Source organism: Ruegeria sp. AD2(2025) (genome assembly GCF_056542385.1).
Genome location: NZ_JBQFZS010000004.1, coordinates 258,027 through 278,062 on the forward strand (window position 1 = coordinate 258,027; position 20,036 = coordinate 278,062).

The window sequence follows — 20,036 nt, forward strand, 5'->3', positions numbered from 1 at the left end:
AGGATGCGTATGAAACTGGATCATCTAGCGGTCGCAGGCAAAACGCTGGAAGAAGCCTCGGCCCATCTCGAACAGGCGCTGGGTGTGCACCTGCAAGCCGGTGGCAAGCACGAGACCTTCGGCACCCATAACCGGCTTCTGGGCCTGCGCGACGGGCTGTATCTCGAGGCCATCGCCATTGATCCCGATGCCCCCAACCCGCAGCGCACCCGCTGGTTTGATCTGGACCGGTTCAAAGGTACGCCGCGCCTGACCAACTGGATTTGCCGCGTCCCGGATATCGAGGCCGCGCTGACCGTCTTTCCCGACGGCGTGGGCCAGCCGATTGACCTGACCCGCGGGGCTCTGCGCTGGCGGATGGCGGTGCCGCCCAGCGGGCGGCTGCCGTTTGACAATCTGTTTCCTGCGCTGATCCAGTGGCAGGGCGATCTGCATCCGGCGCAGATGCTGCAGGACAGTGGTTGCCGTCTGCGGCGTCTGGTTGTGTGTCACCCGGACGCGCTGGAACTGGCCAAGGGGCTGGGCGCGCTGGATCATGTGGTGTTCGACAGCGGCCCGGCGGCGCTGCGCGCGGAAATTGAAACACCTCATGGGCTGCGTGTGCTGGAATGACCATCCGGCGGGCCAGAGTCGAAGACGCACCCGCAGTTGCCGCGATCACCAACGCGATCATTCGCGATACGCTGGTCACCTTCACCACCGACGAACGCAGCATCGAAAGCGTTGCCGCTGATATCCAAACCCGCGGCCCCGCCTTTCTGGTGGCCGAGAGCGAAGGCACCGTCACGGGCTTTGCAACCTATGCCCCCTTTCGCACGGGCCCCGGATATGCGCAATGCCGCGAGCATTCGATCCTTTTGACGCCACAGGCGCAGGGGCAGGGGCTGGGCCGTGCGCTGATGCAAGCCTTGGAGGCCAATGCAAGGGCCGAGAACCTGCATGTTCTGGTCGCCGGTATCTCGTCGGCCAACCCGGCGGCCATCGCGTTTCATTCCGCAATCGGCTTCGCTCGGGTTGGCCTGATGCCCGAGGTCGGTTTCAAATGGGATCAGCGGCTGGACCTGGTGCTGATGCAGAAAATTTTGACCCCGCTGTGATCTGTCGCACCTGACAGGCGGGCCGGGGCGCGCTAGGGTGCGCCCATGTCGATCTGGACCAGAATAGCCGATGCGCTGAACGCGCTCGCCCAAGGCGAAAGCCTGACCGCAGTGTTCGAGAAACTGCGCACGCCGCCCGAACGCTCGGTGGCGTTTGCGATTGCCGTTGTGGCGCTGGGGGCGAAGATGGCCAAGGCCGACGGTCAGGTGACCCGGGACGAGGTCACCGCCTTCCGCGAGGTCTTTCAGATCGCGCCCGAGGATGAGGACGGCGCGGCCAAGGTCTTTGACATGGCCCGCACCGATGTTGCCGGGTATCAGGATTATGCCCGCCGCATCGCCCGCATGTTCGCCGACGACAGCACCACGCTCTGCGATCTGATGGAGGGGCTGTTTCACATCGCCATGGCGGACGGGTTCTATCACCCCAACGAAAACGAATTCCTCGAAGAGGTCAGCCGCATCTTCGGCCAGACCGATGCGCAGTTCATGGCCCTGCGCGCACGCTTTGTGCCCGATGCGCCCAAGGACCCCTATACCGTGCTGGGCGTGGCGCGCGATATGCCGCTGCCCGAGATTCGCAAGGTCTGGCGGCAATTGGTGCGTGACACCCACCCGGACTCGATGATGGCCCGCGGCGTCCCGGAAGAGGCGGTGCGCCTCGCCGAGAAGAAGATGATCGACATCAACCGCGCCTGGGACGAGATCAACGGCGCCAAAGTCTGATCCATGCGGCTGGCGACCTACAATATCGAATGGTTCGCCAACCTGTTCGATCGGGATGACACCCTGATCGCCGATGACAGCTGGTCAGGGCGTCATGACGTCACAAAGGTGCAGCAGATCGAAGCGATTGCCAAGGTTCTGACCGCGCTGGATGCCGAAGCGATCCTGATCGTCGAAGCCCCCAATACCGGCAAGGTCCAAAACACCGTCCGCGCCCTGCAACGCTTTGCCGAGGCGTTTGATCTGCGCACCAATCATGCCGCGATGGGCTTTGCGAACGACACCCATCAGGAGCTTGCGCTGCTCTATGATCCCGGGGTGCTGAAGGTCCGTCATGACCCGCAGCAGGCCGCCGATGCACCGCGTTTTGATGGTGAATTCCGCATTGATCTGGATGTAGACGCGACCGAGGATCAGGTGAGGTTCTCTAAACCACCGATGGAACTGGCGGTCGAAACGGCCTCGGGGCAAGCATTTCGCCTGATCGGGGCGCATCTGAAATCCAAAGCGCCCCACGGGGCCGGGTCGCGGGACGAGATGATACGGATTTCGATCGCCAACCGCCGCAAGCAACTGGCGCAGGCGATCTGGCTGTCTCGGCGGATCGGGCATCATATTGCGGCGCAACAGCCCGTGATCCTGCTGGGTGATCTGAATGACGGGCCGGGGCTGGATGAATTCGAACATCTGTTCGGGCGCTCTTCGGTCGAGATTTTGCTGCAGGCGGGGCTTTACGATCCCCATGCCGCGCGGGCGCTAGAACCGCGCGCCGGTTCGGTTCCGGCCACCGCCCGCTTTGCCCGCCCCAAGGAGGGGCGCTATCTCGAGGCGCTGCTGGATTACATCATGATCAGCGACGACCTGCGCGCGCATGGCCCGACCTGGCGCATTTGGCATCCGTTTCGTGACACCGCTTGCTGGGGCAACCCCGAGCTGCGCGAGGCGCTGCTGACCGCATCCGACCACTTTCCGGTGACGCTGGATATCGACCTGTAACCTTCCAACCAGGGCGGCCATCGCCTATACTTTGATCATGCGACACCTGATGCTGATCTGCGCGGTCTGCGCCGCAACGGCCCTGCCTGTCCAAGCGCAGGAGGACAATGGCAAATCGCTGATGGAGCGGGGGGCCGAGCTTTTCCTCGAAGGTCTGCGGCAAGAGATGGAGCCGACCATGGATGACCTGCGCGCTATGGTCGACCAGTTCGGCCCGGCCCTGCAGACGTTTATGCAGGAAATGGGCCCGGCGCTGGCGGAACTGGCAGATCAGGTTCAGGACTGGAGCGTTTATGAACCGCCCGAGATACTGCCGAATGGCGACATCATCATCCGTAGAAAACCCCGGCATGACCAACCCGATACACCCGATCCGCAAGAGACCCCGCCCGAGGGGTATACCGATATCTGACCGGGGCAGGTTCAGCCGCGCAGGATGACGCGCGGCGTGGCCTCAAGCGTGGCGGCCAGCGAGTTGAATCGGGCCTCGGCGACCTCGTTGAACAGCGGTTTGGCGGCTTTGGGCAGGCGCAGTTCGATCAGGTGTTTCTTGGGATAAAGGCGCAGCTTGCCCATCGGCGCGTCATTCTGCATCCACAACATCGCGCCGAACCGCAGGGCCTTGCCCAGAACCTCGGCCTGTATCTGGCTCTTTTCGTCCAGCAGATCATAAAGGTCCGTGAACCGGTTCCCCTCGCGCTTGTTGCGATACCGGTGCTGCAGGGCAAGCCCGATGAAAATTCGTTCGGAATGCTTGATACCGCTCATATTGGCGCGGGTGACATATTCGAAACAGGCCTCGGCCCGGTAATCGGGATGCGCGCGCCAGCTGACGTCGTGCAGCAGACAGGCCGCCTTGATCAGCCGCACGCGATAGCCGGGGGCCGAGCGGAACAGGGGCGTGACGAAATCGAACAGATGTCGACCGAACCCGGGCAGGCGCGCATCCTTGGCCTCGGCAAAGCGGCAGGCCTCGATCAGCGGATCGCGGTCGCGCAGGCGTTGCGGCATCTGCTCGTACAACAACCCCTCGCGGATGCCATAGCTCGAGACGGCGATGTCCTTGGGTTTGAAGGTGCGGATCAGCCGCGACAGCACATCCATCGCATAAGGGATCAGCGCCATCCGCGATCCCGATACCCCGGCCAGCACCCGCAGCTCTTCGGGGTCGTTCTTTTCGACAAAGCGGATGGTTTCGTGGATCTGAGTATGGCTCATGCGGTATTCATGGAGAACATTCAGCGGATAGCCCCGGCGCAGCATGTCCAGCCGCGCAAAGGCGCGCCAGCTGCCGCCAACCAGAAACAGACGGTCGCGCTGGGGCCCCATCTTGGTACACATCTCTTCCAGCGCCGCCTTGATATGCGCCTTGCGTGCGCGCCGCCCGCCCTTGATGTCGCGCAGCTTGAGCGGCCCCAGCGGAGACGTCATGCGCTTGCCGACCTCGCCACCGCCGATTTCGGCCAGCTCGACCGAGGACCCGCCGATGTCGCACATTAGGCCGTAGGCACCCGGCCAGCCCAGCAGAACGCCCTGCGCGGACAGCCGTGCCTCTTCCTCGCCATTGACGACGTTGATGGTCAGGCCGGTTTCCGCTTTGACCTTGGCGCAGAACTCGGGGCCGTCGCTGGCCTCGCGTACCGCTGCGGTGGCGACCGCGTGTAGCGCGGGGAGGCCCAGATTTCGCGCCAGATACTGAAACCGCTGCAACGCCGACAACGCCCGCTTGCGCCCCTGCGGGTTCAGGCGCCCGGTCTCGGACAGGCCCGCGCCCAGCTCGCACATCACCTTTTCATTGTAGAAATAGGCAGGCGACCGCGCCGCGCCGTCAAAGATCACCATCCGGACCGAGTTCGAGCCGATATCGACCACCCCCACACGCGACAGCGCCCGGGCCCCGGGATCCTGAAACAGGGGCGTGCCCAAAAGTCCCTGGTTGGGGAAATCAGTATCGGCGGTCTCGGTCATGGTGTCCCCAGATGTTTTGCGCCACAGGATGCGGGATCACCCCCTGTGCGGTCAATTGCAGGCATCCGAATGTTCAGGTTCCGTGTTCAGCAGGCGCACGGCCAGCGCCCGGGTGATGTCGCGCTTTTCGGTCAGCGCGATCGTGTCCAGTTGCGCCACAACCTGCGCGGCGGTCTCGAAACTGCGATCCATGTGCTTGACCAGATAGGCGATCACATCCGGCCCCGGGCTCAGCTGCCGGTCGGTAAAGAGCTTTGCCAGCACCGCCCCCAGCAGCGCATCATCCGGCCCCTCAAGCGCCACGTGATGCGCGCCCTCGACCCGGCTTTGCAGATCGGCCAGCGGCAGGCCCCAGTGCCGAGGCGCGCCGCGCCCGGTCATCAGCAGGGTGTGCCCCTCGGCCAGAACCAGATTGTGCAGGTGAAACAGGGTTTTCTGCTGCTCGGGATCGGCGGCGATCACCGGCACGTCCTCGACCGCGACCGGCCCGTGCGCCAGATCGGGCACATCGTCATAGCGCAGGGCTGCGGCCTGCACGATCCGCCCCCCGGTTTCAGCCGCCCAGACATGGGCCAGATGGGTCTTGCCCGACCCCGCAGGGCCGCTCAGCACCAGCTTGTTGCCGGGCCACGACGTGGCCGAGATCATCGCAACCGCCAGCGCATTGGCGGGCGAGACAAAGAAATCCTCGCGCCCCAGCGCGGTGATGGATGGCAGGTCAAAGCTTAGCTGCGTGGCCATTTATTCGTCGTCCTGCTGCAGCCCTTCCAGCCCGGTATACAGCCGGCTGCCCAGATATTGCTCGGTCGCGAACCGCGCCAAGACGCCCAGAGCGGCGGCAACCGGAACGGCGACCAGCATACCGACAAAACCGAACAGCGCGCCAAACACCGACAGCGCCAGCAGCAGCCAGACCGGGTGCAGGCCAACCGAACTGCCCACCAGTTTCGGGGTCAGGAAATTGCCCTCGGTCACCTGTCCGATGGCGAAGATACCCGCGACCATCCCCACATGCGCCCAATCGCCCCAGAACTGAAACAGCGCCAGACCGATGGCCAGCGTGCCCCCGATCAGCGCGCCCAGATAGGGGATGAAGGTGACCAGCCCGGCGATGAAGCCGACGATCAGGCCAAATTGCAGGCCGACCAGCATCAGCGCCACGGCATAATAGGTGCCGAGGATCAGGCAGACCGTGCCCATGCCGCGCACGAATGAGGCCAGAACCGCGTCGATCTCACCGGCCAGACGCTTGATCGTGGGGGCGTGGTCGCGGGGCAGCAGTTCTCCGATGCGGGCGATCATGCGGTCCCAGTCCATCAGCATATAAACCGCGACAACCGGCACAATGACCAGCAGCACGACCACGTTGATGGCTGAGCCGAGCGAGGCCAGGACGCCTTGCAGCACATCTCCGGTCTTGGATTTCAGCGTATCTCCGAAAGAGACCAGCATCTGGTGCGTATTGGATTCGCGGTCCAGAAGTGCGGGGAATTGTTTCTCAACAAACGCACGCAATTCCTTGAAAAGGCTTGGCAAGACATCGATCAGATCCAGCAGCTGCGTGATCAGAGCGGGCACGACCATCAGGATCATCAGCACAAAGCCCAGCACGCCGATCACGGTGATGATGCCGGTGGCGGCCATGCGCGACAGGCCCAGCTTTTCCAAACGGTCGGCGACGGGGTCGAGGAAATAGGCAATCGCCCCGCCGATGACAAAGGGCAGCAGCACGTCGCCCAACAGGTAGAGAAGCACCACAAAAACCGCGGCGGCAATGCCCCAGTATCTGAGCTGATCCTTCACCGGCAAAGCCATGGCGCGTTCCCTTGTTGCACAGCGTTGCCGCGTTCTTGGCCCATGACAGCGCGCGATGCAAGCGGTTCATGGGCTGCGGGTTTTTGCGCCTCAATCGTGCAGCGTTCCCAGTTCCGGCGTGTTGCGGTCGGCGGCCTCGTCGGGCCAGTTGGTGCGCCAGATCTCGGCCGACCAATGGCCGCAATGCACCGATGGCCGGTCAAAGCCGGGCAGGGCGGGCAGCAAAGGCGCGACCACCACGTCATGGCGGGGCACGGCGAAATAGGGGAAGGAATAGCGCTCGCGCCCCGAGCGATTGACCACGCGATGCGGCGTCGATTTCAACCGCCCGCCGGACCACAGCTCGAGCATGTCGCCGATATTGACGACGAAGCCTCCGGGCGGGCAGTCGGGCGTGATCCAGCCGCCCTCGCGCGTTTGCACTTCAAGCCCGCCCACAGGGTCGGGAGCGATAATGGTCAGGGCGTCGGTGTCCTTGTGCGGGTGAATGCCATAGCCGCGTTCATCCGGGGCCTGCGGAGGGTAGTGCAGCAGCGTCATGTTGGTCATCGGGTCCCGGAACGCATCGCGCAGCGTGCGCGGCGTCAGGCCCAATCCGGCCTCAAGCGCGCCCAACAACAGATCGGCGACCCCGTCCAACCGTTGCCAATACTCAAGGATGGTCTCGCGGGCCTGCGGTACCTCGGCGGGCCAGAGGTTCGGGCCATAGAGTGCACAGTCCTGCCGGATCGGCGCATCCTCGGCCACCTCATGATGCAGTTTGTAGCCTTCGTATTTATCCGCCGTACCCGAGCCATCATTGGGCGAGAAAAACCCCATCGGGATATAGCCACGATAATTCTCGCGGGTGATCGCCTGATCCCATTTGCGCGCCTCTTCGACATCGAAGATCGCGCGGACGACCTGCCGGACCTGATCTGCAGTCTGCCGAGATATGCTGGTACCGGTGATCGACAGAAACCCCATGCCGGTGCAGGCCTCCATGATCTGCCGGACGGTCTGGTCATAGGATGCGCCAGCGGGATCGGCCAGCGGCGAGATGTCGATGGTCGGGATATGCTGCATCAGGCGATCCTGACCCCTTGGCGTTCAAGTTCCCGATGCACCGGGGCAAGGTTCATGCGGTCGAGCTCCTGATTGCTGTGCAGCGACACGGCAGCAGCGATGCCCGCACCCTGACCCATGACCGCGCAACAGGCCATGTTGCGCGTCGCCGCGTGGGCCACCCGATCCGCCCCGTGCGAACGCCCCGCGACCAGCAGCCCCTTGATGCCCTTGGGCAGCATTGAGCGGTACGGTATCTGCATGTACCGCCCCGTCGTCGGCAGGATCAGGATGCCATAGCCGTCGATGAATTCGGGGTAGATGCCGATCGTATCCTCGAACCGGCCCTGATGGCGGGCGTCATCTTCGGTCATGTTGTAAACGGCGTCGATCTTGCGGGTATCGCGGATGCCGATGGTCATCCCGAAATTCCGCAGACGCGCATTTTCGCAGCCGGGCATAAAGCGGCGCAAGGCCTCGATGGCCAGCATGGACTGACGCCGCCCTTCGATCTCGCCGCGCGTCATGCTGTCGGGATCGGTGCCGTCGATCTGATCCAGATGGATCAGGTTCATATAGGTCAGCTCTCCGGTATCATGCATCGCGCCCCAAGTCCCCGCGATGGTGTTCAGATGCGGCGGGATCAGGCCCTGATCGATGGCCTGCTGGAACGGCTTGTGGACGAAGGGCGAGAACATATCGTCCTCTTTGCCCGAGGTCTCGATATTCCACTCGCCCCCGCCACCCCAGTCCTTGTAGGTTTGCGGATCAGCCTTGACGCCCTCCATAAAGGCGCGCTTGTCGACACCGGCCAGATGGAACATGACCGAGGCCGCCATCATCTGTTCCGGCGCAGTCATATGCGTCGGGGCGCCCGCGCGGTGGGCCACATCGGCATCGCCTGTGGCGTCGATCACAACGCGGGCCAAAATCGCCTCGCGTCCGGCTTTGGATTCGGTAATGACGCCGGTGATCCGATCCCCTTCCATAATCGGAGCGACGAACTGACGGTGCAGCATGGGATGCACGCCAGCCTCTTCGATCAGACGGTCGGCGACCAGCTTGAACCCTTCGCTGTCCAGCTCATAGCTGAGTGATTGGCTTTCCGGCACCGCCGCGCCCATCTCCTTGGCGCGGGTCTCGAACTCCATACCGATGCCGCCCGCCTCGACCGTCTGCTCGTGGCGATACCAGGCAAAGCCTTCGACGCCGACGGCGGTGATGTTGCCGCCCATGCAGCCGAAACGGTCCATGATCGTCACCTCGGCCCCTGCGCGGGCGGCGGCCAACGCAGCAGCGAGTCCGGCAGGGCCGGAGCCCACGACCAGAATATCGGTTTGGTGAACAACCGGGATTTGCCGGGCGGGTTCGGATATAGTTTGCATCGACGCCTCAGGTTTCTAAGTTTCCGACACATTTTATTTTCCTGACTGACGGGTCAACAAAAATTGCGACGTGCCAGCCGTCGCAAAAACGCCAAAGCATGATTGCCCCCGGCGGGGCTTTGGCATAATCACCTTTCGACGTCCAAATTCACCTTTGAAGGTTAAACCATGCGCCTTAGCCGTTACTTTCTGCCCGTTCTCAAGGAAAACCCCTCAGAGGCTCAGATCGTCAGCCACCGGCTGATGCTGCGCGCGGGTATGATCAAGCAGGCCGCAGCCGGTATTTATTCCTGGCTGCCGCTGGGCTTCAAAGTTCTGCGCAAGCTGGAAAACATCGTGCACGAGGAACAGGCCAAGGCCGGTCACATCGCGATCCAGATGCCGATCCTGCAATCGGCGGACCTGTGGCGCGAATCCGGGCGGTATGACGCCTTCGGTCAGGAAATGTTGCGCATGGAGGACCGCCACGGGCGCGAGATGCTGTATACACCGACCGCCGAGGAACTTGTGACCGATATCTTCCGGGGTCATGTCAGCAGCTACAAAGACCTGCCGCTGACGCTCTACCAAATCCAGTGGAAGTTCCGCGATGAAATCCGCCCGCGTTTCGGCGTGATGCGCGGCCGCGAGTTCTACATGAAGGACGGCTATAATTTCGATCTGACCGAAGAGGATGCGCTGCACGCCTACAACCGCCACCTGGTCAGCTATCTGCGGACGTACGAACGCATGGGGCTGCAAGCCATCCCGATGCGCGCCGATTCAGGTGCCATTGGCGGCGACAACACGCATGAATTCCTTGTGCTCGCCGATACCGGTGAATCCGAGGTCTTCTATGACAGCGCTGTCACCGACCTGACCTTCGGCGACCGCGAGATCGACTATGATGACCGCGCGCAATGTCAGGCGATCCTCGAAGAGTTCACCTCGAAATACGCGCGCACCGACGAAACCCACGACGAGGCGCTGTTCAACCAGATCCCCGAGGACCGTCGTCGCGTCGCGCGCGGGATCGAAGTGGGGCAGATATTCTACTTTGGCACCAAGTATTCCGAACCTCTGGGCGCAACGGTCCAAGGCCCCGATGGTAAGCCGGTTCCGGTCCATATGGGCAGCCACGGCATCGGCGTCAGCCGTCTGATCGGTGCGATCATCGAAGCCAGCCATGACGACAAGGGCATCATCTGGCCCGAAGGCGTGACGCCCTTCCACTGTGGGATCGTCAACCTGAAGCAGGGCGATGATGAGGCGGATGCGGCCTGCGACAAGCTCTACGCCGCGCTGACCGCGCTGGGGCTGGAGCCGCTGTATGACGATCGCAACGAACGGGCAGGGGGCAAGTTCGCCACCATGGACCTGATCGGCCTGCCGTGGCGGATCACTGTCGGCCCGCGCGGTTTGAAGAACGGTGTGGTCGAGTTGACCTGCCGTCGCACCGGCGAAAGCGAGGAACTCAGCCCCGAGGCCGCCGTGACTAAAGTCGCAGAAATCTATGAGGGCATCGCCTGATCCGGGCGATGCAGCTTTGGCACCTTGAAATCAGGATGTCGGACGTGCGGTCAGGATGTCCCCGTCTGCGTCGCTGCCACGTGCGACAACGATGGGGCGTCCCATGCGCCGGACAAGGTCGCGCAGTTCGAAGCCGAGGAAGCGCAATCCGCAGATGCGTTCTCCGGTCGTGTGGTCCGTGATGCACAGCCGTCCCTGACGAAAGGCCAGGTGATAGCCTTTGTCCTTCAGAATATCTGCCAGATTGGCCCAGCTGACTGCGCTGCTGAACAAGGGCCGGATCGCTGCGCGCAACAATGCAGCGCTTTCGCAATCCAGTTCCGTTGATGCCTGACGGGCCAAAATAGGGCCCGACCCTTCCATGTGTTCCTGAATACCCATTGAGCGTACCTCCGCTCTTACTCACAAAATGTGTCCCCCAAAAACAGGGTACAATATTTCCTGCACTAATCAATTTGCGAAATAATATTGCGCACCTAATGTTGCCGTTGTGACTCAGTTGGGACGCTAACCATTCACATTGACTTCATAGCTGAAACAATAAGGCCGTGTCTGTGAAACGCATCACAACCCTTGGTGGTGCTGTGGTTTCTGCCATTCGCGCATTGACAGAGCTGGCTGATCGATTCGGTGCGCGCCCGCGGCCTCATGACCCGCTGATCTGCCGACACCGGCCCCAAGCGCGATAACCGGCTTGACCCTCGGGCGAAATGCCGAAAGGGTCGCGCCAAACCGATACCCCCGAGGCACCATGGCCAAAACACCCCCGCCCTTTGCTCCATTCGAATGGAAGATCGCCTGGCGCTATTTGCGCGCCCGCCGCGTCGAGGGCGGTGTCAGCGTGATGACATGGATCTCGCTGATCGGGATCACGCTGGCGGTGTTTGCGCTGATCGCCACACTTGCGGTCCGGTCCGGGTTCCGCTCGGAATTCGTGGGCACCATTCTGGGCGCCAACGCTCATGTCACCGTGTTCTCAGCCGGAGAGGTCAACGCGCAAGGACGACTGGATCGCACCATCGCCGATTTCGACGGCATGGCGGATCGGATCGCGCAGGTGCCGGGGATCGAACGTGCCGCGCCTTTGGTCAAAGGGCAGGTGCTGATCACTAATGCCGACCGCAGCGCCGGGGTGCAGGTGTTCGGCATCCGCCCCGACGATCTGGCCGATCTGCCGGGTATTGCGGAAAGTGATGAGGCTTATGGCGACCTGTCGCGGTTCGCGGATGGCATCGCCATCGGCTCGGGCGTTGCGCGGTCCATCGGGGCGACGGTGGGGGATCGGGTCAAGCTGACCTCGCCTAACGGGGTCAAGACCGCCTTCGGGACGTCCCCGCGCGTGAACGCGTATGAGGTGGTCTATGTCTTTTCCGCCGGGCGCTATGACATCGACCGCACCCGCGTCTATATGCCGTTCGCTGAGGCGCAGAGTTTCTTCAACCGCGAAGGCGTGGCTGACGAAATCGAAGTCATGGTCGAGCGCCCCGAGGATCTGTCGCCGATCCTGATCCCGATCCTTGAAGCCGCTGGTGAACGCAGTCAGATCTGGACATGGCAGGACGCCTCGGGCGGGTTCCTGCGCGCGTTGGAGGTCGAGGACAACGTGATGTTCATCATCCTGTCGATCCTTGTGCTGATCGCGGCGATGAACATCGTTTCCGGCCTGATCATGCTGGTGAAGAACAAGGGGCGCGATATCGGCATCCTGCGAACCATTGGCCTGAGCGAAGGGTCCGTGCTGCGTGTGTTCTTCATCTGCGGGGCCTTCACCGGCATCATCGGGACGGCGATGGGCGTCATTCTGGGCTGCCTCTTCGCGATCTACATCGACCCGATTTTCTCGTTCGTGAACTACGTCATGGGCGGCGGCGTCTGGGACCCGTCCATTCGCGGCATCTATGCCCTGCCAGCCGAATTGCACCTGTCCGACGTCCTCAAGGCCATCGCCCTCTCGCTGGGCCTGTCCTTCCTTGTCACCTATTTCCCAGCCCGCCGCGCGGCGCGGCTGAACCCGGTTGAGGCGCTGCGCTATGAGTGATGTGACACTGAAGCTCGACGGCCTGACCAAGACCTACCTGCAGGGCACTCCGGGCGAGGTTCAGGTGTTGCGCGGGGCCGATCTGGAACTGCGCGCAGGTGAGGCCGTGGCGCTGGTCGCCCCCTCGGGTGCGGGCAAGTCCACGCTGCTGCATATCGCGGGCCTGCTGGATACGCCCGACACGGGAACGGTCGAGATCGCGGGGCAGGGCGCAACCGACAAAGGTGACCGCACCCGCACGGCGATCCGGCGGCGCGATGTCGGGTTCGTCTATCAGTTTCACCACCTGCTGCCCGAGTTCACCGCGCTGGAAAATATCGTATTGCCACAACTGGCGAATGGCACCCCAGAGAAAGCCGCACAGGACCGCGCGATGCAGTTGCTTGACCGGGTGGGCGTCGCTGCGCGCTCAGGTCATCGACCGGCTGCTCTGTCCGGCGGTGAACAGCAGCGCGTTGCCTTTTGCCGGGCGCTTGCCAACAGACCGCGTGTTCTGCTGGCGGATGAGCCGACGGGCAATCTGGACCCCGAAACCTCGGATCAGGTGTTTGCCGCGCTGATGGCGCTGGTGCGCGATGAGGGGCTGTCAGCGCTGATCGCCACGCACAACCTTGATCTGGCGGCGCGGATGGACCGTGTGGTGAGGCTGGACGGGGGCGTGCTCAGGCCAGTTGCGTGATCGCCACGCCAAGCGCCATTACTGCGATGCCGCCCGCGCGCATCAGCGTCAGCGGTGTGACCTGCGCGCCGAACAGGCCGAAATGGTCGATCGCTGCCGTGCTGATCAACTGACCCAACAGCACGAAGAACACCGCATTGCCGACCCCGAAATGCGGGGCGACATGGGTGATCGACAGCACGTAAAACGCAATCAGAACCCCGCCCAACAGCAGATGCCTGGGGGCCTCAGCGAGTTTTGCGAACGCATCACCTCCGCCCAGCACCAACAGCGCAAGGGCCGAGGCGGCAAAAGCGATGGCAAACAGAATGACCGCCGCTGCGTTGGGCGATCCGATCAGCCGACCAAGTGCTGCGTTCAGCGCGGCGAGGATGGGCACGCCGATCCCGGCGGCCAGCATGATGGCTGCATATTGTGTCATGGACGTGTACCCCTGCGCCGGTTCCGTTGATCTGGATCATTGCGCCCGCAGGCCCTTCGGGCAAGTCTTGATCTGCAAGGCGGAAGGGAGAAAAGCGATGTTACGGTCGATACTTGGCGCAGTCTGGCTGGCCGTTTGCATTCTGCCGCAGAACGCAGCGGCGCAGGATGTCGAAACCGGGGCCGAGTTGTATCAACACTATTGCGCCACCTGTCACGGGTTGGATGCCACGGGGCACGGGCCAATGGCCGGAGTGCTGGTGATCCAACCCTCGAACCTCAAGGCGCTGGCGGACGCGGATGGTGTCTTCCCCACCGCCCGCGTGGTGGCGCGGATCGACGGGCGCGACCCTCTGGTCAGCCATGGCAGCCCGATGCCGGTCTATGGGCCGTATTTCGAAGGCGACGACACCGCGATCAAGACGCCTGCCGGGCAGCCGATCCTGACCAGCAAGCCGATCGCCGATCTGGTCGCCTATCTGAAAACCCTGCAACAGGGCTGAGCCTCAGCGGCAAATCCCCTCGACCTCGGCCCCCGCCCAGGGCAGCAGCACTTCGTTTTCGCGTCGGCTGCCCGGCAGGGTCGCCACATCAAAATGCACGTTCAGCATATCGTGCAGGCGCTTGGTGCGCGGCGCGTCGGGGTCCAGCGCGCGGCAGCAGACATATTCCTCGACAATCGCGCCCTGCTGTTCGAACCCGTAGGCCAGAAAGTCGGGCGAGGTGCTGAGATCAAACAAATAGGGATCGTCCGTGCGGCCGTGCTCGGCCGCTGCGCGCAGCGGGTGATAGCCGGTGGTCTTGCGGTTCTGCCACTGCCACACATGGGTCAGTTCATGCGCCAGCAGCATGGCTGCGATCAGATTCACCCGCTCGGGGTACTGCGCCATGTAATCGTCCAGATACCAGTCGCGGGTGAAATAGACCCGGTTGAACAGCGCCACACCGGCGGGTTTGCCGGTCACCGTTTCCTCTTTCACCGGCGGCAGGATGCGTTCCCGGCATGCCAGCCGGGGCCGGGCCTTGCGCGTATAGGTGATCGCCGCAACCGGAGCCCCCTCGACCAGACGCACCCGATCAAGGTTCAACGTGTCTCCATGCAGCCTCGTGGCAAAAGCGCGTTCATGCTCGGTCAGGGGGCGACCGCAGGATGCAAAAAACAACAGGATCAAAATCAGCAGAGGTCGGGCCATATCTCAAAACCTAAAGCGCCCGCTGCGCTCTGCAACCCGTTTTCAGAGGCTCATCGCCAGAACCCGGCTGATTTCCGTCAACGAACGCTCGGACTGATCCATCCACGTGTTGAACGCGTCCTGAACCGCCGCCATCGCCTTTTTCGAGGTCGCAGGCTTGTCGATCACCCCTTCGGCGATCAGCCGCGCGGTCACGTCGCGCGACAGGATGAAACTGTCCCGCCCGGCAAAGCGCATCGCATATTGCGCCGAGGCCCCGCCCAGCCGCGACCCGCGCTTGCCCAGCATCGCCAGCAGGCCGATGTAATCAGACGAGGGCCATCCGCCCAGAACCTGCCCTGCGCCGCCTTCTTCGCGCAGTTCCAGCAGAAAGGCGGCGTTGTCGCGCACGGCAGCGATCTTGGTGCCGTTGCGCACGATTCGTGTGTCCTGCAGCAGAGCGTCGAATTTCTCGTCATCCATAAAGGCGCAGCGCCCGACATCGAACCCGTCAAAGGCGGTTTCGAAACCGTCCCATTTCGCCTCGATGACCTTCCAGTTGAAGCCCGCCTGAAATACGGTTTTGGTGATGGTCGACAGCCACCGATCTTCGGGCATTTCGGCCAGCTCGGCGACTGGTTTGGGTCGCTCTAGCTTGGCCTCCAGTGGCTCGGCACCGCCATGGCGTTTGGCTGCCATCGCAAAGATATCGTCGAAGTGATGCATTGTCTGATCCTTCCGTTGTGCAAGGTTGGGCTGGTTTGGGCCTGTCTGGCAAGGGCGAACGTGACGTTGCTGCGGTGGCGGTGTTTTATAATTGACTGGTCAATCAATATCTCTAACCTAACCGGATGAACGGTACCGGGCGCTGAGGACACGCCGCAAACAGGACCGGGAGGGAGGGCAGAACCAGAACCGGCGCGGAATGTCGCGGCCGGAGAGACGGTTCCCTTTTCCTTTCCGTCCGAATGTGTGCATGTTGCGACAGGTGCCGTCACCATGAATTTCCCCACCTAGGCCGTCGCGTCCGGGCAGGGACAAGCAGAATAAAACAGGGAGTAAAATCATGAAAAAGTTAAGCGTAAGCCTTTTGGCCCTCGCCGTTGCCGGGCCGGCCCACGCCGCCGACATGGGCGCGGTGGACGAGCCGATCAAACTGGCGATCAACGAGTGGACCGGTCAGCACGTCACCACCCATGTCGCGGGTGAGATGCTGAAGGCCGCAGGTTACAACGTCGAATATGTCACCGCCGGGATGATGAACCAGTTCCAGGCGCTGGCCGATGGCGACATCGACGCGACGCTGGAAATCTGGTCGTCCAACGTCTCCGATGAGTATGCCAAGAAGATCGACGAAGGCACCGTGGTCGAGATTGGTGATCTGGGCCTCGACGCCAAGGAAGGCATTGCCTACCCGGCGCACGTGGCCGACCTGTGCCCGGGCCTGCCCGCATGGGAAGCGCTGAAAGACTGCGCGCAGGTCTTCGCCACGGCGGAAACCCTGCCCGGAGGCCGTCTGGTCGATTACCCCGCCGATTGGGGCACGCCCGGAGCGGACCGTATGACCGGCCTTGAGCTGCCGTTCAAAGCAGTTCCCGCGGGTTCTGAGGGCGCTTTGATCGCTGAACTCCGCGCCTCGACCGAGCGCAAGTCGCCGCTGCTGATCACCTTCTGGCAGCCGCATTGGGCGATGTCGGCTTATGATGTGCAGTTCGTGGATCTGCCCGTTGGCGAAGAGGCGTGTTTCAATGATCCGGCCTGGGGCCCGAACCCGAACGCGGTGAACGATTGCGACTTTTCGCCCTCGCGCATCTTCAAGGCCGGTTGGAGCGGTATGGCAGATAAATGGCCTGCTGCGTATGAAATCCTGTCGAACTACCAACTGGCGGTCGAAGACCAGCAGCCGATGATGGGCGCGATTGATGTCGACGGTGGCAAGGTCGAGGAAGTCGTGGCGGCTTGGATGGCCGAGAACGAGGGCAAATGGCGCCCCGTCGTTGACGCGGCAACCCAGTGAGCTGACATCAGTGACTGACGCAAACACGCCAGCCATCGCCTGCCGGAATCTCTGGCAGGTGTTTGGCCCCGGCGCAGAGAAGGCCTTGACCGACGCGCTGTCTCGGTCAGGGAATGATGCCGACCAAGCCGCCGCCAATCTGCGTGAAGGTGGGTTTATCCCTGCCGTTCAGGATGCGAATTTCGAGGTGCAGGAAGGCGAGTTGTTCGTCATCATGGGCCTGTCCGGCTCGGGCAAATCGACGCTGATCCGCTGCATCTCGCAACTGCTGCCGGGTACGGGTGGCGAGATTCGTGTCGATGGCGAGAATGTCATGGGTGCGTCCAAAAAGGTACTGACCGATCTGCGGCGCAAAAAGCTGGGCATGGTGTTCCAGCATTTCGGCCTGTTCCCGCATATGACGGTGGCCGAAAACGTGGCCTATCCGCTGCGCGTGCAAGGTGTTGGCAAAAAAGAACGTCTGGCTCGCGCGCAAGAAGTGATCTCACTGGTCGGGCTTGAAGGCCGTGAAGACAGCTTTCCCCGGCAGCTTTCGGGTGGTCAGCGGCAACGCGTGGGGATCGCCCGCAGCCTTGCCGTAAACCCGGACATCTGGTTTCTGGACGAGCCGTTTTCGGCCCTGGATCCCCTGATCCGCCGCCAATTGCAGGATGAATTCCTGCGCATTCAGGCGACGCTGAAGAAGTCCATCGTGTTCATCACACATGACATTCAAGAGGCGCTCAAACTGGCCGACCGCATCGCCATCATGCGCGACGGCAAGATCGTTCAGATCGGCACGCCCACGGATATCGTGCTGCGCCCGGTGGACGACTATGTGCGTGAATTCTCGAAGGACGTGGCCAAAGGTCAGCACGCCAAAGTTGCCTCGGTGATGCGGGATGAGGCCGAATGCGGCCCGGATGATCCCGGTCTGACGACCTCAATGACGCTGGACGCGGCATTGGCCCATTGCATGGAATTGTATGAACCCGTGCCGGTTCGGGATGCCGAGGGTAATGTTGTCGGTACCGTGCACCCCTCTGATCTGGCGGCTGCGTTGCAGGTGGACGACGCATGACGGCGTTGGATATCCCTGCGCAGCAAGCGCGCCTGACCGCAGGGGCGCAGGCGGCACTGATCACCCTGATCGTTGGTGCGGTTTGCCTCGCGCTGGAGGGTGTCGCCCCGTGGCTGGTCAAATGGCCCGCCGCATGGGAACTGCCCGCAACTCAATGGGTCGGAGCGTTTCTCGACTGGTTCCTGAACGGCATCAAACCGGCGATGCGGCTGTTCTCGGATCTGATGACTTATCCGATGAATGCCGCCAACTATGTGCTGGGCAACACGCCCTGGCCGATCCTGATCGGCATCGTCACCGCGCTGGGCTGGTATCTGGGCGGGCTGCCGATGGCGGCGCTGGGCTTTCTGGGGCTCAGCTTTGTGCTGGCCTCGGGCTATTGGGCCGAGAGCATGAACACCCTGGCCCTCGTCGCCGTGTCCGTGCCCGTGGCGCTGATCATGGGCGGCGCGATTGGCATTCTCGCAAACGAAGTGCCGCGGGTGAAAGCGTTCGTGCAGGCGGTGCTGGACATCATGCAAACCGTGCCGACATTTGCCTATCTGACACCGCTGTTGCTGCTCTTTGGCTTTGGTCCGGTGGTTGGCCTGATCGCCTCGGCCATCTATGCCGCCCCGCCGATGGCGCGCAACGTGATGCTGGGGCTGGAACGGGTCGAGCCCGAGATCAAAGAGGCCGCCATCATGTCCGGCGGCACCCGGTTCCAACAGCTGTTTCAGGTCGAAATCCCCGCCGCCACGACGCAGATCATGGTCGGCGTGAACCAATGCCTGATGGCCGCCCTGTCGATGGTGATCATCGCTGCCGTCATCGGGGGGTTCAACGATATCGGGTGGGAGGTCCTGCTGACCATGCGCAAGGCGCAGTTCGGCGAATCTCTGATGGCGGGTTTGGTCATCGTGGTCTTTGCGGTGGTGATCGACCGGATGAGCGGCACACTGGCGACCGAGCGCAAACGCTATGACCAACGTGTCGTTTGGGCGATGCTGGGCTTTGCGGTGCTGTTCACCGCCGCCTTCTGGGCGTGGCTGCCGAACCCGTCCGAGCTGACTGTGCTCGACCCGATGGCTGCGGCCATCGACAGCGGCCTGACCGCCTTTACGCAGGCTAACGGGCCGTGGCTGGATGCGCTTAAGAACAACTCGCTGTTCTACGTGCTGCTGCCGCTAAGGATCGGGCTGGATCAGGCGGTGCTGCCCTTCACTTGGGGTTTTGCGTGGACGCCGGCAATGAGCTACGGCCTTTTTGCCGCCGGTGCTACCATCGCGCTGCTGATGGCATGGCGCGGGCATCTGACCGGAGGGCTGATCGTTCTGATCCTGATCGGCATGCTGGAAACCGGTATCGCCAACCTGCCATGGCCCTTCGTCCTGACCGGCGCTGCCGCTTTAGGCTGGGTCGCGGGCGGCTGGCGTCTGGCGGCGCTGTCGGTGGGTCTGCTTTGCACCATCCTTGTCTCGGGCCTGTGGGAACGCGCCTTGCTGTCGCTCTACCTCAGCGGTGCGGCGGTGTTTTCCTGCGCTGTGGTCGGCGGGCTGATCGGTCTGGCCAGCGCGGTCTGGAAACCGGTCTGGACCATCGTGCGCCCGATCTGCGACATGCTGCAGACCATCCCTCTGTTCGTGTTCCTAATCCCGGTGCTGATGGTCTTTCAGATCGGCGAGTTCTCGGCCTTCCTCGCCATCTGCGCTTACGCCATTGTCCCGATGATCCGCTACACGCGGCATGGGCTGGTTAACACGCCGGATGAGATGATGGAGGCTGCAATCTCCAGCGGCGCGACCGAGTGGCAGATCATGCGCGACGTCCGCGCGCCCTATGCCGCGCCGACCATCCTGCTGGGGCTGAACCAGACTATCCTATACGCTTTTGCGATGCTGGTGATCGCCGCGCTGATCGGCACGACTGGTCTGGGCCAGTCGATCTATCTGGCGCTGGGTCAGGCGGATGTGGGCTTGGGCATTTCTGCCGGGGCAGCGATGGCGATTCTGGCGCTGATCGCCGATCGCATGGTGCAGGGCTTTGCCGAGGAACGCCGCAAGGCGCTGGGCCTATGAAACAGAGCAGGGGCGGGCAGCCGCCCCTGTGCCCTCACTTGATTTCGGACAAA

Annotated in this window: 21 protein-coding genes; 12 read left to right on the forward strand and 9 right to left on the reverse strand. The window is 62.7% G+C overall.

The features are described 5' to 3' along the window. Positions 1 to 9: 9 nt before the first annotated feature. From ACR1XV_RS10890 to ACR1XV_RS10910, 5 genes are read left to right on the forward strand one after another with little or no spacing between them, the layout of a single operon-like run. Positions 10 to 612, forward strand: a complete 603-nt coding sequence (locus ACR1XV_RS10890) for a VOC family protein (protein WP_480531153.1) — start codon at positions 10 to 12, stop codon at positions 610 to 612. Next, positions 609 to 1,097 (forward strand): N-acetyltransferase family protein, encoded by a 489-nt coding sequence (locus ACR1XV_RS10895; RefSeq protein WP_480531155.1) that lies wholly within the window; start codon positions 609 to 611, stop codon positions 1,095 to 1,097. Before ACR1XV_RS10890 ends, ACR1XV_RS10895 begins: the two co-directional genes overlap by 4 nt. 45 nt (positions 1,098 to 1,142) lie before the next feature. Then, positions 1,143 to 1,823 carry a TerB family tellurite resistance protein gene (locus tag ACR1XV_RS10900; protein WP_480531157.1) on the forward strand — a complete coding sequence of 227 codons (681 nt, stop codon included), beginning with the start codon at positions 1,143 to 1,145 and terminating at the stop codon, positions 1,821 to 1,823. Positions 1,824 to 1,826: 3 nt separating this feature from the next. Next, a complete protein-coding gene (locus ACR1XV_RS10905) occupies positions 1,827 to 2,819 on the forward strand; it encodes an endonuclease/exonuclease/phosphatase family protein (protein WP_480531159.1) in 993 nt (330 codons plus the stop codon). Between the two features lie 49 nt (positions 2,820 to 2,868). After that, a complete protein-coding gene (locus ACR1XV_RS10910; RefSeq protein ID WP_480531161.1) occupies positions 2,869 to 3,231 on the forward strand; it encodes a hypothetical protein in 363 nt (120 codons plus the stop codon). Between the two features lie 11 nt (positions 3,232 to 3,242). Here the strand turns inward: ACR1XV_RS10910 and ACR1XV_RS10915 are convergent, their stop codons facing one another. The 5 genes from ACR1XV_RS10915 to ACR1XV_RS10935 all read right to left on the reverse strand — a co-directional run bounded on the left by ACR1XV_RS10915 (position 3,243) and on the right by ACR1XV_RS10935 (position 9,031). Next, positions 3,243 to 4,787 carry a Ppx/GppA family phosphatase gene (locus tag ACR1XV_RS10915; RefSeq protein ID WP_480531163.1) on the reverse strand — a complete coding sequence of 515 codons (1,545 nt, stop codon included), beginning with the start codon at positions 4,785 to 4,787 and terminating at the stop codon, positions 3,243 to 3,245. A gap of 51 nt (positions 4,788 to 4,838) precedes the next feature. Then, positions 4,839 to 5,528, reverse strand: coding sequence for a P-loop NTPase family protein (locus ACR1XV_RS10920; protein WP_480531165.1), 690 nt, complete (start codon positions 5,526 to 5,528; stop codon positions 4,839 to 4,841). Next, positions 5,529 to 6,602, reverse strand: coding sequence for an AI-2E family transporter (locus ACR1XV_RS10925; RefSeq protein WP_480531167.1), 1,074 nt, complete (start codon positions 6,600 to 6,602; stop codon positions 5,529 to 5,531). A 90-nt stretch (positions 6,603 to 6,692) separates the two neighbouring features. Further along, entirely contained in the window at positions 6,693 to 7,667 is a 975-nt protein-coding gene (locus ACR1XV_RS10930; protein ID WP_480531169.1) for an isopenicillin N synthase family dioxygenase, read from the reverse strand. Beyond that, a complete protein-coding gene (locus ACR1XV_RS10935) occupies positions 7,667 to 9,031 on the reverse strand; it encodes an FAD-dependent oxidoreductase (protein ID WP_480531171.1) in 1,365 nt (454 codons plus the stop codon). Before ACR1XV_RS10935 ends, ACR1XV_RS10930 begins: the two co-directional genes overlap by 1 nt. Positions 9,032 to 9,199: 168 nt before the next feature. Here ACR1XV_RS10935 and proS point away from each other — a divergent pair, with 168 nt between their 5' ends. Further along, positions 9,200 to 10,540, forward strand: a complete 1,341-nt coding sequence (proS, locus tag ACR1XV_RS10940; RefSeq protein ID WP_480531173.1) for a proline--tRNA ligase — start codon at positions 9,200 to 9,202, stop codon at positions 10,538 to 10,540. Between the two features lie 30 nt (positions 10,541 to 10,570). Here proS and ACR1XV_RS10945 read toward each other — a convergent pair whose 3' ends face one another. Continuing rightward, positions 10,571 to 10,921, reverse strand: coding sequence for a hypothetical protein (locus ACR1XV_RS10945; protein WP_480531175.1), 351 nt, complete (start codon positions 10,919 to 10,921; stop codon positions 10,571 to 10,573). Positions 10,922 to 11,291: 370 nt separating this feature from the next. Here ACR1XV_RS10945 and ACR1XV_RS10950 point away from each other — a divergent pair, with 370 nt between their 5' ends. Together ACR1XV_RS10950 and ACR1XV_RS10955 are read left to right on the forward strand one after the other, a co-directional pair. After that, a complete protein-coding gene (locus ACR1XV_RS10950) occupies positions 11,292 to 12,578 on the forward strand; it encodes a lipoprotein-releasing ABC transporter permease subunit (RefSeq protein WP_480531177.1) in 1,287 nt (428 codons plus the stop codon). Beyond that, a complete protein-coding gene (locus tag ACR1XV_RS10955) occupies positions 12,571 to 13,257 on the forward strand; it encodes an ABC transporter ATP-binding protein (RefSeq protein ID WP_480531179.1) in 687 nt (228 codons plus the stop codon). Before ACR1XV_RS10950 ends, ACR1XV_RS10955 begins: the two co-directional genes overlap by 8 nt. Here the strand turns inward: ACR1XV_RS10955 and ACR1XV_RS10960 are convergent. Further along, on the reverse strand, positions 13,241 to 13,678 hold the full coding sequence (locus tag ACR1XV_RS10960) for a DMT family transporter (RefSeq protein ID WP_480531181.1): 438 nt from the start codon (positions 13,676 to 13,678) through the stop codon (positions 13,241 to 13,243). The two genes, ACR1XV_RS10955 and ACR1XV_RS10960, sit on opposite strands and share 17 nt — an antisense overlap. 97 nt (positions 13,679 to 13,775) lie before the next feature. Between ACR1XV_RS10960 and ACR1XV_RS10965 the strand changes: the two genes are divergently transcribed. Further along, entirely contained in the window at positions 13,776 to 14,180 is a 405-nt protein-coding gene (locus ACR1XV_RS10965) for a c-type cytochrome (RefSeq protein WP_480531183.1), read from the forward strand. A gap of 3 nt (positions 14,181 to 14,183) precedes the next feature. On the opposite strand, the gene ACR1XV_RS10970 is transcribed toward ACR1XV_RS10965, so the two are convergent. Beyond that, complete coding sequence (locus tag ACR1XV_RS10970) at positions 14,184 to 14,870, reverse strand: hypothetical protein (protein ID WP_480531185.1); 687 nt, start codon at positions 14,868 to 14,870, stop codon at positions 14,184 to 14,186. A gap of 42 nt (positions 14,871 to 14,912) precedes the next feature. Continuing rightward, positions 14,913 to 15,575 carry a DNA-3-methyladenine glycosylase I gene (locus ACR1XV_RS10975; protein ID WP_480531187.1) on the reverse strand — a complete coding sequence of 221 codons (663 nt, stop codon included), beginning with the start codon at positions 15,573 to 15,575 and terminating at the stop codon, positions 14,913 to 14,915. A gap of 340 nt (positions 15,576 to 15,915) precedes the next feature. On the opposite strand from ACR1XV_RS10975, the gene ACR1XV_RS10980 reads away from it, so the two are divergent. The 3 genes from ACR1XV_RS10980 to ACR1XV_RS10990 are packed head-to-tail and all read left to right on the forward strand — an operon-like array spanning position 15,916 to position 19,983. Beyond that, complete coding sequence (locus ACR1XV_RS10980; protein ID WP_480531189.1) at positions 15,916 to 16,866, forward strand: ABC transporter substrate-binding protein; 951 nt, start codon at positions 15,916 to 15,918, stop codon at positions 16,864 to 16,866. A gap of 10 nt (positions 16,867 to 16,876) precedes the next feature. Then, positions 16,877 to 17,926: a quaternary amine ABC transporter ATP-binding protein gene (locus tag ACR1XV_RS10985; protein ID WP_480531191.1), complete on the forward strand. Its 1,050-nt coding sequence runs from the start codon at positions 16,877 to 16,879 to the stop codon at positions 17,924 to 17,926. Then, entirely contained in the window at positions 17,923 to 19,983 is a 2,061-nt protein-coding gene (locus tag ACR1XV_RS10990) for an ABC transporter permease (RefSeq protein ID WP_480531193.1), read from the forward strand. Before ACR1XV_RS10985 ends, ACR1XV_RS10990 begins: the two co-directional genes overlap by 4 nt. Positions 19,984 to 20,036: the final 53 nt, after the last annotated feature.